Consider the following 14,607-nt stretch of genomic DNA (forward strand, 5'->3'; position numbering starts at 1 on the left):
GAATCAAGGCCAAGCACTGGAAAAGTCCAATCAGAAGCGCATTTTTCCAAGAAATATCCTCTACCGTTAAAGTATGAAACTGATGTCCCTCATTTCTTCTTTCCAGTAAATGAAGAAGACACCGTAAAGAATCAACATCAGCGCCACCACAAAGGCATTGTAAAGATGAGCATCCAAAAAATCATCCAGCAAAAGTCCCAAAACCGCTGCAGGAAGACAAGCTACTAAAATTTTTCCGATCAAAATACATTTTCCCTGCTCCAAGTAGTAGCCTTTCCCCTGAGATCTTCTTGCTACAGGCCAGATACGGAAGAAGAATTCTTTGATCACCGCTCCAACCGCCCCCAGCTGAATCAAAACTTCAAAGGTGGAGAAAAACTCCTTGCTTTGCCGCAAAGGAATAATACTTTGCAGTAAAATCATATGTCCTGTGGAGGAAATGGGAAGCCACTCGGTAAAGCCCTCCACCAAAGAGAAAACAATGACTTTTAATAACTCAACAATGTTCATGGAATATTCTAACCTTTCTATTTTTATCTTTACAAAGCCCAATCAATTTCCTCCTGCCCTTCCTTTCGAAGGTAGGCATTGCACTGGGAAAAAGGCTTGGATCCGAAAAATCCCCTGTAAGAGCTTAAAGGACTTGGATGAGGGGCTTTTAAGATCAATCGTCTTTTTTGATGAATCATCTTTGCCTTACTCTGGGCGGAAGATCCCCAAAGGATATAAACCACAGGCTCTTCCTTTTCTTCTATGGCCCGTATGGTTGCATCCGTAAACTCCTCCCAGCCGATGCCCCTATGAGAATTGGCCTCATGGGCTCGAACCGTAAGCACCGTGTTTAAAAGAAGCACCCCTTGCTTTGCCCATGCATCCAACTCTCCGCTCTTCGGAATTTTACAGCCTATATCCTCCTGTAATTCTTTAAAAATATTCTGTAATGAAGGAGGAAAGGGAATGCCTTTTCCCACGGAAAAGGATAGCCCCTGGGCTTGCCCGAAGTTATGGTAGGGGTCCTGTCCCAAAATGACGACCTTTACCTTTTCATAGGGACAAAGGCTATAGGCCCGGAAAAGCTTTTCCTTGGGAGGAAAAATAGTATGATGCTTATACTCTTCTCTCACGGTTTCATAAAGTTTTTTATAATAGGGTTTTTGAAATTCTCCCTGTAGCTTGCTTAGCCACTGCCCTTCAATCATGTGCTTCCTCTTCCCTTTTTATTGGTTACTTGTTTGTAAAGGTCATAAAGGAAAGATCCCGTCTTTCCCTCATTGGGATATTCATCCTCTCCAATGTCTAAAATATATTTATCGAAAGCATTAATAATTTTTGTTCCTGAGGAATGTATGCTTTCCTGCTTATAGGCCGCTCCATAGCTTTTATGAATATGCCCGTGAATCATGTACTTGGGTTTGTATTTTTGCAACAGATCCTCAAAGGCCTGAAAGCCCTGATGAGGCAAGTCTTCCATGTCTCCGTACCCCTTCACCGGTGCATGGGTCAGTAAAATATCAAAACCGTTTTTTAAGACAATGTCTTTTCTTACTTTCTGAATCCGCTTCTGCATCTCCTGCTCCGTATACATATGATCTCCCGGCTTATAACGGAGGGAACCTCCCAGTCCCAGTATACGAAGACCTTTAAAATCATAGACCTTGTCCTCAATGCACTCGCAGCCCAAAGGCGGTCTTTTCTCGTATCCCTGGTCGTGATTTCCGTGCACATAAAGAAGAGGTGCCTTTCCCATGGTAACCAAAAATTGCAGGTAATCGGAATGCAAATCTCCCGCAGAAAGAATCAAGTCAATATCCTTTAACTTCCCCTTGTCAAAATGGTCCCATAGCCCTTTATTTTCTTCATCTGCTATACATAATATTCTCACAGTAAAAATCCTCCCGACAGGATAGCCTCTTGGGATTCTTTGGTAAATCGATCCAAGGGAGGGATTTCTCCCACCACATTATCATTTAGCCAACGCATATCTACAATTGCTTCCAAGTCCAAGCTCTCGTCTCCTTCCCTTCTAAGCTTTTCGCTTTGGCTGTGTATTTCTCCGGAGAATGGCGCCAGACTTCCTTCTACGATTTCTTTTCTTAGGATAGAAACCAACTTTTTAGAAGCATAGCTTAAATCCCGGGAAAGAATAATATCAATAACCCCTTCCTTCAGTCCAAAGTAATAGTTCAAGGCATTGTGAGCCTTGGCTAAACTGTTGGCATGGTAGGAGCCCTCTAAAATGGACTGCAAAATCAAAGCATAATACTTTCCCCAGTCATAAACCGGAGCCGCCACATTAAAGACCTTCTCTCCCTCTTCTCTGATGTAAAGTCCGAATTCTCTGCTGACTTCTGTCGGCTTTGCAAATTCCGGTCCGGAAATCGTTTTGATTCCCTGCTTCCGAAACTCTTCCTTCCAGTTTCCGTCCTGCAAGCCGCTCCAGGAAAGATGTACTTTGCTCCAGGGATTGATAAACTGGGCACCGATGGCAAAGGCATTGATATTGGCAATGGTTCCGTACAGCGGAAACTGCTCCACATAGCCTAAATCATTTCCATCGGTAATGGATGCCGCCAAAGCTCCCATCAAAAACTTGGCTTCATACATTCTGCCATAGTAGGTACGAATAGAATTGTAAGAGGTATTTACCGAACAATTCAGGATGGAGGTCTCCGGATGCTCCAGAGCCATCTTGATACTGACCTGAGCCATCAAACTGGCTGTAGTGAAAATGAGCTTCGCCCCCCAATGAATAGCCTCTTCTATACTGTCCTGAATACGCTCCTCCGTATTACAGGACTCAAAAATCTTCGTTTCCACCAAGCCCCGGAACTTCTCCATAATGTAATTTCGTCCCAGCTCATGGGCGTAGGCCCAGGTGGAATCCTGTACCGTACGTTCATACAGAAAAGCAATCTTCAGAGGATGCTTTCCGTTATAGAGCTTTCCGCTCTGGAAAAGATCCATAAAACCGCTGACTTTTTTCACTTCTTCAGGATTCTGTACCAGCACCACATCTCCGGCAGATTTTCTGTATTCATTCCAAAGACGTTCGATATTATCTTTAATTTCCTCCGTGCTGTTATGCAAAATAGATTCTATCCCGAAGACGGTAAGATAAACATAGAAAGCATCTCCGATGGTATTTCCCAGCTTTCCTCCGCCCATTTGCATATAAAGCTCCGCAAAACGGGAATAGGCCGCCCGAAGGTCTCGGCAAAGCTCCTCTTCCCAAAGCTCTCCGGGTTTTTTCCCCATTACCTGACAAAGACGGTCATAGGCACCCAGCTCGGAAAAACGAATTCTATAGATTCCGGTACATTTATAAAAATCCACAAATTCATAATACAGCTTATTTTCCCGTTCCTCCGTACGCTTAGGTAAGATACGTATTACTGTAGCGGGAATGGAAACCGCATCATTAAAGCGGCTGACGGAAACTCTCTTGTTTCCCTCCTGCACATAGAATTTATACATATATTCATAAACCAAGATAGGCTCACGAACGCCCTCTTCCTTGACGGAATCATAAAGAGCCGACCATTTAAAGGCAAATTCCGTTTTTGCCCCTAAAATCGGCATGAAATTCTTGGCAAAGGCCTGCTGTCTTCCGGTGGTTTTGGTTCCTACAATATCTTCCAAGGGTATTTCCAAGACGCCAAGGCGGTTCTCTCCCTGTATATCTTCATCCTTTAATTTATCATCCAAAGCTTCCAAATAAGGATACTGTCCTGTCAAAAGAGCATTTCTATAGGCTCTGTCTCCTAATTTTTTGGCTTCTAAATAATCCTCTATCATGACTACTCCTCTCTAAGAAACAATAAGCCGATTCCTGACGAGTAAATTTCTTGCCATATTTTAGCATAAGTTCCCTGTTTTGCGGCAATATACAAGCGTAAATTTTTATTAACCTTAGTTCCATACCAAACCATATTTCTTTATAAAACCTTAGCTCTGTATAAAAGCTTAGCTCTGTAAAAGCCTCCATATAATATAGGTCTGAAAACGGGGTATTTTCGAAATCCCCATCTTCAGACCTATTCTTTAAAAGCATTATTCTTATTTGATTTTTTTACCGCAAGACCTGTGCTGAAGCACTTATCAAAAATTCTATAGAGAATGCCCGACAAAAAGCCCTATCAGACTCCCTGCAATTCTATATTACTGTGGTCCCTGGGTATTGCCTTCCTGAATGGTTCCCTGTCCCTGAGCACCGCCGGGAGTAGTGGAAGAGGAATTGCTTCCACCGGGGCCGTTACTGCTGGGACCATCTCCGTTTGCAGGACTGCTTTGGGTATTGCTGTCTCCTCCCGGAGTATTGCTGCCGGTTCCGCCGGGTCCTACATTGTTGTTATTGTTGTTATTGTTGCTATTGTTGCTATTGTTGTTATTGTTGCTATTGTTGTTGGCATTCGCATTGGCTTCGGTAGCCGTTACATTGGAAGTATCGGAGGTACATACACCGTGCTCATTGAAGCTAAAGTCTCTTCCCTCCAGATTAACGGTGGTATTGCTGAGCATCTTTCCGTCCTGCAAGTAGTAGTAATGGCTCTTCTCTTTTAACCATCCCTTAACCATCTTACCGTTATCCTGGAAATAGTACCAAGCATTCTCAATCTTGGTCCAAGCTCTTGCCATCTTACCGTTGGCCGGATCCAAATAATACTTATTGCCGTCGGTGTCCGTCTTCCAGCCTGTTTCCATATTGCCGTTACTTGCGGAAAGATAATAGTAAGTTCCGTTTAATTGTAACCATCCGGTCTGCATAGCACCGTCATTTCCAAAATAATACCACTTATCGGAAATCTTCTGCCACTGTCCCATAACCAAAGAACCGTCTTCCGGACGGAAATAATACCATTTATCGGAAATCTTTCTCCAGCCCTTGGCCATAACGCCGGAAGCCTTCAGATAGTACCAAACGTCCTTTCCGTCCTTCTGCAGCTTCAACCAGCCGGTCTGCATGGTACCGTCTGTCTTTAAGTAATACCACTGCTTATCAATCTCTCTCCAACCGGTTACCATAAGACCTGATGGACGAAAATAGTGCCAGGCGTTATTAATCTTCTTCCAGCCGGTTACCATATAGGTATCGGCTCCAATGTAATAATATCCGGAAGATGTATGAATCCACTTTCCGCTAACCTTCTGATTGGTCTTAGGATCCACAAAGTAATACTTTCCGTCCTGCTGTCCCCATCCCGCCGCAAAGGCTGTCAGCGAAAGGCTGGCTACACAGAGCCCAAGTGCCAAAGCTTTTATGCCGAATTTCTTTCCCAGTTTCATAATCTTCCTCCCTTTAAAACGGATTCTGTATAAGTCTATGAAAAAGGCAGCTCTCTTATAGAAAACTGCCTATTTTCGTCTTTTCTAAACTATAGCATAGCAAGCTTTCAAATTTCTATACTAAGCTCTTACTTTTCCTTAACAATTATAAGAATTTTTTCCGTTTTTAAGGATGTTTCTTAGCCCTTTAATCCTAATTCTTTATTCAGCCAGTTCAATCCTGTTCTGGTGACATAGTTATAGGGCTGATTGAAGTGAGGCATGAAGAAGAGATCCACCAAGGGAAGCTCCGGCATGGTCAGTCCCTTCTGAATAGCCAGAGAGAAGAAATGAATGATAGCGGTTGCATCGTAGGTGGAGCCTAACTGGCAACCTACAATCTTCTTATCCTCCTTCTTGTAAACAATGCGAATCTTTACCTTTGGATTCTCCACTTCCATGAAAGCAGGGAACTGGGTATCCTCGTAATCCTCGTAGGATACGTCCATGCCTTCTCTCTCCGCTGCCGCTAAGGAAAGTCCGGTACAAGCCAGCTTGTAGCCGTAGATTCCTAAAGCACTGGAGCCCTGAACGCCTAAGCTCTCTACAGGAGTTCCGCAGATGTTATGGCCTGCTACAACGCCGGAGCGTACCGCATTGGTTGCCAAAGCGATATAGTTTTCTCTGCCTCTTGCATTGTCATAAAGGCTTGCACAGTCTCCGATGGCATAAACGGAAGGATCGCTGGTCTGCTGCTTTCTGTTTACCAGATAAGCGCCGTTTTGATACAACTTTAAGTGGTCCGCTCCCAGACTTGCATTAGGTCTGAATCCCACAGCACAGATGACCATATCCGCATCATATACACCCTTATCGGTCTTAACACCGGATACCTTACCTTCTCCTAAGAACTCTTCTACCTTCTCCCCTAAAGCAAGCTTAATGCCATGCTCTTCCATTCTGTTCTTTAACTCATCGGAGAAGGGAGCATCAAAATATCCTGCAAGGATACGATCCACCATATCGATCAAGGTTACTTCCAAGCCAAGACGCTGGAAGGCTTCCGCAAGCTCCACTCCGATATAGCCTCCTCCAAGGACACACACCTTCTTGAACTCGCCCTTGTTCTTCAGCTTTTCGATAACCTCTGCAGCGTTCTGGTAAAGCTTTACCATCTGCACATTCTCTAAATCAAAGCCCTTTACCGGGATTCTGTTGGGGATGGATCCTGTAGCAAAAACCAGATTGTCGTAGTGATCTTCAATCACCTGTCCGTCTTTAAGCTGTACCTTAACGGTCTTCTTGTCATAATCCACGGAAAGCACCTGAGACTCCATGTTTACCTTTGCTCCCTTTGTCAGAAAGTCCTGAGGCTTTGCATAGAACAGGCCGTCTCCGGAATGAATCTGCTCTCCGATCCAGAGTGCCATTCCACATCCTAAAAAGGAAATGTTGCTGTTCTGGTCATAAATGGTAAGCTCCTGATTGGGATAGGACAGAATGGTGTTTGCGCAGGCTGTTCCTGCGTGGTTAGCTCCTACTAGTATTGTTTTTGCCATGGGATTCCTCCTTGAATTTTGATATTTTTTTAGCAATAGAATTATTTTATACTATTTTATGGAGAATAAAAGTGAAAATAGTATAAAGAATTGTTCTTATTCTTATCGGCGATTTGGATAGGCGTTATAAGAATGAGTAGGCAGTACTCTTTTGAGCCTGTGCAGCTTATAAACTCATGAATTATATACGTTTAAGCCTGCGTTGGCTGTACGCCATAATAAGCCTACGCATTCGGGCTGCACGCCATAAGCCTACGCATTCCGTAGGAATGCTAAAGCAACCGATACGGATTTTTGTCCATAAGCTAGCTTATGAGCAAAAATCTGCATCGGCTGCTTTTTATAAAAGTGGCTTCGCCACTTTTAGGCTTATGGCTGAGTTAAGACTTTTGAGCTAATGACTGAATGGCTACTTTTGAGATTATACTTTATTGCCAAGTCTAGCTTCATGGCTTTCAAATCTAAAAACGATTCAGGTTCTAAATTCCCAAAATCTTCTTGGCATCCTTGAAGTATCTAAGCATTTTCAGACTGTATTCTCCAAATTCCTGTCCTTTTCTCATCTTATAAGCACACCACAGGCTCCATAGCAGTCCTGATAATCCCATATAGGCAATCAGTAGTTTCTCCAAATCTTCTTCTGTTCTTCTGCTCAGGATCAGCGGTTTTTCTTTTCCTTCCGCCTTCGCCACCTGCAGATAATCTTTTAAAAATTGCTTTGCTTCTTCAAAATCCATATAGGAATAGATTGCTCCCATGGCGATATCCAGCAAGGGGTCTGCCATGCCTGCGTACTCCCAATCAATCATCTTCACGCCTTCCTTTGTGAAGATAAAGTTATCCTGCACTGCATCAATATGGCAAAGGCAAAGGGGTGGATTCGTTCCTTCCGTAAACTGAAGCATCCTTTTCATTGCTTCTTTGATTTTTCCATAGTCCTGATAGGGGATTTCTCCGCCCCCTTCCAGGCAGATATCTTCGTAATATTGTATCTTTTCCCCCAGTGAAAAGGCGTGATTCACCTCTTTTTTTCCTTCATGCAACTTTAATAAAAGCTTCATGCAGGCTCTTCTTTCCTCTTGTTTGGAAAAGTCTGCATTTCTGGCTTCCTCATAGTAGCGTGAAATCTTATAGCCGTTTTCCGGATTAAAGTACAGAAGCTCCTCTGTAATCTCCAGATCTTTTACAATGCTGTAAATTTCCTCCTCTTCTCTTCTGTTAATCAGCTTGCCGGTTCCCACTCCGGGGATTCGGCAAATGAAATCCTTTCCGGCATAGTCTTTATTTTCACTTTCCTCATGGATGCTGAAAAGGAAGGATTTATTGGTCATTCCCGCCTTTAGGCAGCGAAGCTTCACAATATCTCGCTCCGGAATCCGAAAAACCGAAGAAATCAGCTCCATGGCTTCCGAGCCGGAATGGTCATTGTATTTTTCATCAAAAAGACGCAGCTCTTCTAAATTTTCAAATTCATAAATCTGTCCGTCCTTCTGCTCATTTCGATAGATTGGGGGCAAATGCTTTAACTCTAAACGGAGCACATCCTCCCAGTAAAAATCTTCCGTCCCCGGTCTATGGTAGTATTCCTCTATAACGGGCCGAAGAGCCGCAAAAAATTCCTTCTTCAGGAACACCGGACCGTACATACAGTAGGCATCTTCTCCGCCTACCTCCACTCTTTTAATCTGTCCGTCCTTTCCACAGTCTAAAACCCACTCCTTGGTTTCTCCTGCCATGTAGCTGGCAGCATACCAGGATAGGGGCTCAATGCTGTGATACATATTTTCCCGCATCCAGTTGTCGGAAGAAAGAATATAAAAGTTTTTCCCCTCCACCGCCTTTCGGGCATGATACAGGGTGCCGATGGTATTCTTCGTAGAATACTCCGGATTATATAAAAGCTTCACGCCATAAGCATCCACAAGGTAGTCAAACTTCTCCTTCAAATATCCTACCACGATGGTGATATCCTTAACCCCCACCTCATGGAGCTGCTTAATCTGCCGCTCAATCATTCTTTCCCCAAAAACCTCCAGCAATCCCTTGGGACATTCATAGGTTAGAGGAACAAAGCGGGAGCCGAAGCCTGCAGCCAAAATCAGGGCCGCATCCACCTTGTGTTCCTGTAAAAAGGCCTTTCCTTTTTCTGTCAGGTTCCGCTTTTCTCCCTTGCATTCCTGTTTTTCCAGATAGCCCTCTTCTTCCCAATGCTTGATACACTGGTTCACCTTTCCCAGGGACATCCCTGTTTCCTCAGCCCATTGTCTTTGGCTGTACTCCGGATGCTCCATCATATTTCGCAATAAAATAGTACAGGAATTCATTTTTTCTCCTCTTCTATGCCAGGCAGTAACGTTCATTATAATTATATATCGTCATATTATGAACATTATAATAGAAAAAAGAAAAAATTTCTCCTGTACTACTTTACGATTTATTGAAATTTATTTTTATTCACAAGGGGCTGTCAAAATCAAAATGATTTTTTGAGCAAGATCGGTCTGATTCTTAAATTTCGGAAACTTCGTATAAAAGGTCTCCATAGCTTGGGAAAGGCCATAGGCTCTTGTCCATGATGGTCTCCAGTAAATCTGCCGGCTCTCGCAGCTCCGCCATATCCTTGGTAATCACCTTATGGAAGAAAAAGGCTTTTTCCTTCTCCTCAGAAACCTCCGCAGCCTCTTCCAAATGCTGCAGAAGCTTTTCTCTGGCCTTTTCCATATCCTCCAAATACTGAGAGGCCCGGTTTAGCAGCTTTTCCTGGGCATAGGTGCTGGCCTTAGGAGAAGCAGCCTTAACGGCATTCAGAGATTCTGCCAAATTTTGCACAAAGCGAATCGCTGCAGGAATAATCTGCTTTCCGGAAATATTCACCATGGCTCTTCCCTCAATAGAAATCACCTTACTGTAATGCTCGTACTCCACCAGCTCCCGGCTTTTAAGCTCCGTCTCCGTATAGATGCCGAAGGAGGAGAATAAATCTATGGACTTCTTCGTAGTTAAGGCGGAGATGGCATCCACCATAGACGGATGATTGGGAAGACCTCGTCTCTTCGCCTCCTCTACCCATTCCTTTCCGTAGCCGTTCCCATTAAAAATAATCCGCTCATGCTCTCTTAAGAGCTTCTTCAGATAATCATGTACCGCCGTTTCAAAGTCTTCCTGCTGTTCCAGAAAATCCGCTGCCAGCTTAAACTGCTCCGCCGTAATGGTGTTCAGGATAATGTTGGCACCGGCAATAGAGTCGGAGGAGCCCACCATACGAAACTCAAACTTGTTTCCGGTAAAGGCAAAGGGAGAGGTTCTGTTTCTGTCCGTATCATCTCTTGCCACATCCGGAAGGGAACGTACACCGGTATTGATATGCTCTCCCTTTGTGGATTTTGTTGCATAGCCTGTTCCGATGAGCTGGGCTACCACCTCTTCCAGTTGACTACCCAAAAAGCAGGAAATAATGGCGGGAGGTGCCTCATCCGCCCCAAGTCTATGGTCATTTCCCACATTGGCCGCAGACATCCTCAGTAAATCCGCATGGTTATCCACAGCAGCTAAAACACAGGCCAAAACCAGAAGAAACTGCACATTTTCATGGGGTGTTTCTCCCGGATTCATCAGATTAATGCCGTCATCGGTGGACAAGGACCAGTTGTTATGCTTTCCGGAACCGTTAATGCCTTCGAAGGGCTTTTCATGAAGAAGGCACTCCAAACCATGACGGGAAGCCACCTTCTTTAGATTTTCCATTACCAGCTGATTGTGATCCACCGCCAAATTGGCTTCCTCAAACATGGGCGCCATCTCATGCTGGGCAGGAGCCACCTCATTGTGCTCGGTCTTTACAGGAACTCCTAAAGCCCAAAGCTCCTGATCCATATCCCCCATAAAGGCAGCAATTCTCTTCCGGATAACGCCGTAATAATGGTCATCCAGCTCCTGTCCCTTTGCCGGCATTCTGCCGAAAAGAGTTCTTCCGGTGTAAACCAGATCTTTTCTTCTAAGGTATTTTTCCCGGTCTACCAGAAAATACTCCTGCTCCGCACCAACAGTCGCCTTAACGGAACGGCTGCTCTGATTTCCAAAAAGACGGAGGAGTCGTAAAGCCTCCCGATTAATCGCCTCCATGGAACGGAGAAGGGGAGTCTTTTTATCCAGTGCCTCTCCGGTATAGGAGCAAAAGGCTGTAGGAATGCAGAGGGTTGTGGTCTCTCCGTCCTTTCTCAGGAAAGCGGGACTGGTACAATCCCAAACCGTGTAGCCTCTGGCTTCGAAGGTAGCTCTTAAACCGCCGGAGGGAAAGGAAGAGGCATCCGCCTCGGAACGCACCAGCTCTTTTCCGGAAAATTCCAGCATCACCTTTCCTTCTCCCACAGGGCTCAAAAAGGCCTCATGTTTTTCCGCGGTAATACCGGATAAGGGCTGGAACCAGTGAGTATAATGAGTTGCTCCCTGCTCAATGGCCCATTCCTTCATTCCCTGGGCCACCGCATCTGCCAAGTCGGGACTTAAAGCATAGCCCTCCTGCATACTTTTCTTCAGCTTCTGGTAAACATTTTTCGGTAAACGCTCCCGCATTACACCGTCATGAAATACATTTTTGGAAAAATTTTCTATCCCGTTTCCAGCCCGCATATTACTCCTTTACTGATACTATTGACTTTTTTAAGTGTAAAAGGGCAGAGACCATGCTCTGCCCTTTTTCCTCTTACGCTTTATTAGCGCAACCGAATAACTCAATCTTTGCTTTACATTCTTCAATGATTGCATCTGCACCCGGCTTTAAGAGCTTTCTCGGGTCAAATCCCTTACTCTTCTGATCGGAACCTGCTTCAATATATTTTCTGGTAGCTGCAGCAAATACAAGCTGAAGCTCTGTATTTACATTAATCTTTGCAACACCCAGAGAAATTGCCTTCTGAATCATATCCTTCGGGATACCGGAACCGCCATGAAGTACCAATGGCATCTTCTCTCCGATCTGCTCCTTAATTGCAGCCAGAGTATCGAAGGAAAGTCCCTTCCAATCAGGTGGGTAAACACCGTGGATATTTCCGATTCCTGCAGCCAGGAAGTCGATGCCTAAATCTGCAATCTTCTTACATTCAGCAGGATCCGCACACTCTCCCATACCTACAACACCGTCTTCTTCTCCACCGATGGAACCTACCTCGGCCTCAATGGAAAGACCTGCCTTGTGGGCAGCCGCTACCAATTCCTTGGTCTTTTCAACATTTTCCTCAATATTGAAATGAGAACCGTCGAACATGATAGAAGTGAAGCCTGCCTTGATGCAGGAATAGCATCCGTCATAGGAGCCGTGATCCAGATGAAGAGCTACGGGAACGGTAATGCCAAGGCTCTTGTCCATAGCCTTAACCATAGCAGCTACCGTTTCAAAACCGGTCATGTACTTTCCTGCACCCTCGGATACACCAAGGATTACGGGAGACTTGGTCTCTTCGCAAGCCAGGAGAATGGACTTTGTCCACTCCAGGTTATTGATATTAAACTGAGGAACTGCGTAATGGGAAGCCAGCGCTTTATCCAACATTTCCTTTGCATTAACTAACATATTAATCCTCCTTTTTAGAAAAGAATATTCATTATCATAAATCTCACCCTAAACTACGGGGAGAGTGTAACACATTTTTAAAGCCTAGGAAAGCAAGAAATGAGAAACCGTCGCCTCCATATCCTCTACGGAGCATACGGTGCTGTGGCGAATTTCTCCCTCTTCCACTTCCTTTACCGGGGCAGGGATAGGCTCCTTCCAAAGCTTTTCCAAAGCTTCGATTCCTTCAAATACATCCTTTGGCACAGGCTCCTTTAAAGCCTTTAATACAGTCTGGGAAAATTTATAGGGGCTTGCCGTGGAAACCACAAGACATTTGTCCCGTCTTCCCTGCTCGTAGGCATAGTGATCAGCCACCACCTTAGCCACTGCGGTATGGGGATCCAGAACATAGCCTGTTTCCTTATAGGTCTGGAAAATGCTGTGACTGCCTTCCGCTTCTTTTCCGTAGCCACTGTAAAAGTCCTTAAGCTCCTTCTCCATAGCTTCTGAAATCCGATATTTTCCCTTATCCTTCAGCTCTTCCATCAGCTTCTTACATTCTTCAGCATTTTCTCCGGCAAAATACAGGAGTCTTTCCAGATTGGAGGAAATCAAAATATCCATAGAAGGAGAGGTGGTTACATGGAAGGGACGGTTCTTATCGTAAATTCCCGTACGGAAAAAGTCTGTTAAGACCTTGTTGTCGTTGGAAGCACAAAGAAGCTTTCCTAAGGGAAGTCCCATACGCTTTGCACAATAAGCTGCCAAAATATTTCCGAAATTTCCGGTAGGTACGGACACGTTCAGGCTCTCTCCTGCCTTCAGCTCCCCGCTTTTCATCAAACGGCAGTAGGCATAAACATAGTAAACAATCTGAGGAACCAAACGTCCGATGTTAATGGAATTTGCGGAAGAAAGTCTATAACCCTTTTCCAGCAGCTTCTCTTGATAGGCTTTATCGGAGAAAATCTTCTTTACTCCACTCTGGGCATCATCAAAGTTCCCAAGGATTGCCGCCACATGGGTATTCTGTCCCTTCTGAGCCCGCATCTGCCGCTCCTGGAAAGGGGAAACTCCGTCCTTAGGGTAGAAGACAATAATCTCACAGCCATCCACATCACAAAAGCCTTCCATAGCAGCCTTTCCGGTATCTCCGGAGGTGGCGGTGAGAATCACAATCTTCTCCTGAATCTGATTCTTTTTACAGCTTACCTTCATAAGGTAGGGAAGAATGGACAGCGCCATATCCTTGAAAGCCAGGGTTCTTCCGTGGAAGAGCTCCAGATAGTAGCTGTCTCCCTTTTTTACCACAGGGGCGATTTCCTTTGTGGAAAACTTATCATCATAGGCAGAATTAATGCAGTAGCGTAATTCCTCCTCCGTGAAATCCGTAAGATAAAGCTTCATGATTTCATAAGCCAGATCCTGATAGGATAACGCAGCATAGTCTTCTAAAGATTTCTCCAGCTTCGGCATTTCCTTCGGTACAAAAAGTCCCCCGTCCTTTGCCAGTCCCTGCACAATTGCTAAAGAGGGACTTACATTTTCTTCTCCTCCGCGAGTGGATTGATAAACCATTTTTTCTCCTTTACTACTCATTCTGCAATAAGCTTTCAATCTTTGTCTTCATCAGATCAAAGGCAACATCATTCATTCCGGAATTCATCACAATATCCGCCTTGGCTCTGGTAGGCTCCACATACAGGTAATGCATAGGCTTAACCGTGTTTAAATACTGTTCGGAAATATCCTCCACCTGACGGCCTCTCTCCTTCACATCCCGAATAATTCGCCTAATAATTCTTTCGTCCGCATCCGCTTCCACATAAATCTTAATATCAAAAAGGGAGCGCAACTCCGGATTCTCCAGCACCAAAATCCCCTCCACCAGAATAATTCTCTTCGGTTCTACAACAAAGTACCGGTCGGTTCTGTTGTGGGCACTGAAATCATAGGTGGGAGAGGAAATACTTTCTCCCCTTCTTAAAGCCTTCAAATGCTTAATCAAAAGATCCGTTTCAAAGGCATCCGGATGGTCATAATTGGCCTTTTGCCGCAGGGCAAAGGGCACTCCGTCATTGGACTTATAGTAATTGTCGTGGTAGAGAACTGCCACTTCCTCCGGAAAGCATTCTTTGATTCTCTTGGTAAAGGTGGATTTTCCCGAACCGGAACCTCCCGCTATACCAATCATTACCGTTGAAAACATAGTTTCCCCTCTTCCTTTTAAACTTC

At 44.6% G+C, this 14,607-nt stretch carries 11 protein-coding genes; all 11 read right to left on the reverse strand.

The genetic code is table 11. The features are described 5' to 3' along the window. Nucleotides 1-66: 66 nt before the first annotated feature. Nucleotides 67-510 carry an undecaprenyl-diphosphate phosphatase gene (locus tag RYL27_RS02865; protein ID WP_314965098.1) on the reverse strand — a complete coding sequence of 148 codons (444 nt, stop codon included), beginning with the start codon at nucleotides 508-510 and terminating at the stop codon, nucleotides 67-69. Between the two features lie 29 nt (nucleotides 511-539). Next, nucleotides 540-1,199: a uracil-DNA glycosylase gene (locus RYL27_RS02870; protein ID WP_314965100.1), complete on the reverse strand. Its 660-nt coding sequence runs from the start codon at nucleotides 1,197-1,199 to the stop codon at nucleotides 540-542. Further along, complete coding sequence (locus tag RYL27_RS02875) at nucleotides 1,196-1,882, reverse strand: metallophosphoesterase family protein (RefSeq protein ID WP_314965102.1); 687 nt, start codon at nucleotides 1,880-1,882, stop codon at nucleotides 1,196-1,198. Before RYL27_RS02875 ends, RYL27_RS02870 begins: the two co-directional genes overlap by 4 nt. Continuing rightward, nucleotides 1,879-3,795, reverse strand: coding sequence for a BMP family ABC transporter substrate-binding protein (locus tag RYL27_RS02880; protein WP_314965104.1), 1,917 nt, complete (start codon nucleotides 3,793-3,795; stop codon nucleotides 1,879-1,881). Before RYL27_RS02880 ends, RYL27_RS02875 begins: the two co-directional genes overlap by 4 nt. A 363-nt stretch (nucleotides 3,796-4,158) precedes the next feature. After that, nucleotides 4,159-5,283 (reverse strand): N-acetylmuramoyl-L-alanine amidase family protein, encoded by a 1,125-nt coding sequence (locus RYL27_RS02885; RefSeq protein WP_314965106.1) that lies wholly within the window; start codon nucleotides 5,281-5,283, stop codon nucleotides 4,159-4,161. Nucleotides 5,284-5,462: 179 nt separating this feature from the next. Next, on the reverse strand, nucleotides 5,463-6,821 hold the full coding sequence (nox, locus tag RYL27_RS02890; RefSeq protein ID WP_314965108.1) for a H2O-forming NADH oxidase: 1,359 nt from the start codon (nucleotides 6,819-6,821) through the stop codon (nucleotides 5,463-5,465). Nucleotides 6,822-7,300: 479 nt separating this feature from the next. Next, nucleotides 7,301-9,145, reverse strand: a complete 1,845-nt coding sequence (locus tag RYL27_RS02895; RefSeq protein ID WP_314965110.1) for a sugar phosphate nucleotidyltransferase — start codon at nucleotides 9,143-9,145, stop codon at nucleotides 7,301-7,303. A gap of 184 nt (nucleotides 9,146-9,329) precedes the next feature. Then, on the reverse strand, nucleotides 9,330-11,450 hold the full coding sequence (locus RYL27_RS02900; protein ID WP_314328922.1) for a glutamine synthetase III family protein: 2,121 nt from the start codon (nucleotides 11,448-11,450) through the stop codon (nucleotides 9,330-9,332). A gap of 73 nt (nucleotides 11,451-11,523) precedes the next feature. Beyond that, on the reverse strand, nucleotides 11,524-12,390 hold the full coding sequence (gene fba / locus RYL27_RS02905) for a class II fructose-1,6-bisphosphate aldolase (protein WP_314965113.1): 867 nt from the start codon (nucleotides 12,388-12,390) through the stop codon (nucleotides 11,524-11,526). An 84-nt stretch (nucleotides 12,391-12,474) separates the two neighbouring features. Further along, a complete protein-coding gene (gene thrC, locus RYL27_RS02910) occupies nucleotides 12,475-13,950 on the reverse strand; it encodes a threonine synthase (protein WP_314965115.1) in 1,476 nt (491 codons plus the stop codon). Nucleotides 13,951-13,963: 13 nt separating this feature from the next. Beyond that, nucleotides 13,964-14,581: a uridine kinase gene (gene udk / locus RYL27_RS02915; RefSeq protein WP_243155795.1), complete on the reverse strand. Its 618-nt coding sequence runs from the start codon at nucleotides 14,579-14,581 to the stop codon at nucleotides 13,964-13,966. Between the last annotated feature and the right edge of the window lie 26 nt (nucleotides 14,582-14,607).

The sequence above is a fragment of the Oribacterium sinus genome (genome assembly GCF_963537195.1).
GTDB lineage: Bacteria > Bacillota > Clostridia > Lachnospirales > Lachnospiraceae > Oribacterium > Oribacterium sinus_A.

What these genes read in the sequence shown, in the direction of transcription:
- RYL27_RS02865 (WP_314965098.1), bottom strand. Translation starts at nt 510, where the DNA reads ATGAACATTGTTGAGTTATTAAAAGTCATTGTTTTCTCTTTGGTGGAG.
- RYL27_RS02870 (WP_314965100.1), bottom strand. Translation starts at nt 1,199, where the DNA reads ATGATTGAAGGGCAGTGGCTAAGCAAGCTACAGGGAGAATTTCAAAAA.
- RYL27_RS02880 (WP_314965104.1), bottom strand. Translation starts at nt 3,795, where the DNA reads ATGATAGAGGATTATTTAGAAGCCAAAAAATTAGGAGACAGAGCCTAT.
- RYL27_RS02885 (WP_314965106.1), bottom strand. Translation starts at nt 5,283, where the DNA reads ATGAAACTGGGAAAGAAATTCGGCATAAAAGCTTTGGCACTTGGGCTC.
- nox (WP_314965108.1), bottom strand. Translation starts at nt 6,821, where the DNA reads ATGGCAAAAACAATACTAGTAGGAGCTAACCACGCAGGAACAGCCTGC.
- RYL27_RS02895 (WP_314965110.1), bottom strand. Translation starts at nt 9,145, where the DNA reads ATGAATTCCTGTACTATTTTATTGCGAAATATGATGGAGCATCCGGAG.
- RYL27_RS02900 (WP_314328922.1), bottom strand. Translation starts at nt 11,450, where the DNA reads ATGCGGGCTGGAAACGGGATAGAAAATTTTTCCAAAAATGTATTTCAT.
- fba (WP_314965113.1), bottom strand. Translation starts at nt 12,390, where the DNA reads ATGTTAGTTAATGCAAAGGAAATGTTGGATAAAGCGCTGGCTTCCCAT.
- thrC (WP_314965115.1), bottom strand. Translation starts at nt 13,950, where the DNA reads ATGGTTTATCAATCCACTCGCGGAGGAGAAGAAAATGTAAGTCCCTCT.
- udk (WP_243155795.1), bottom strand. Translation starts at nt 14,581, where the DNA reads ATGTTTTCAACGGTAATGATTGGTATAGCGGGAGGTTCCGGTTCGGGA.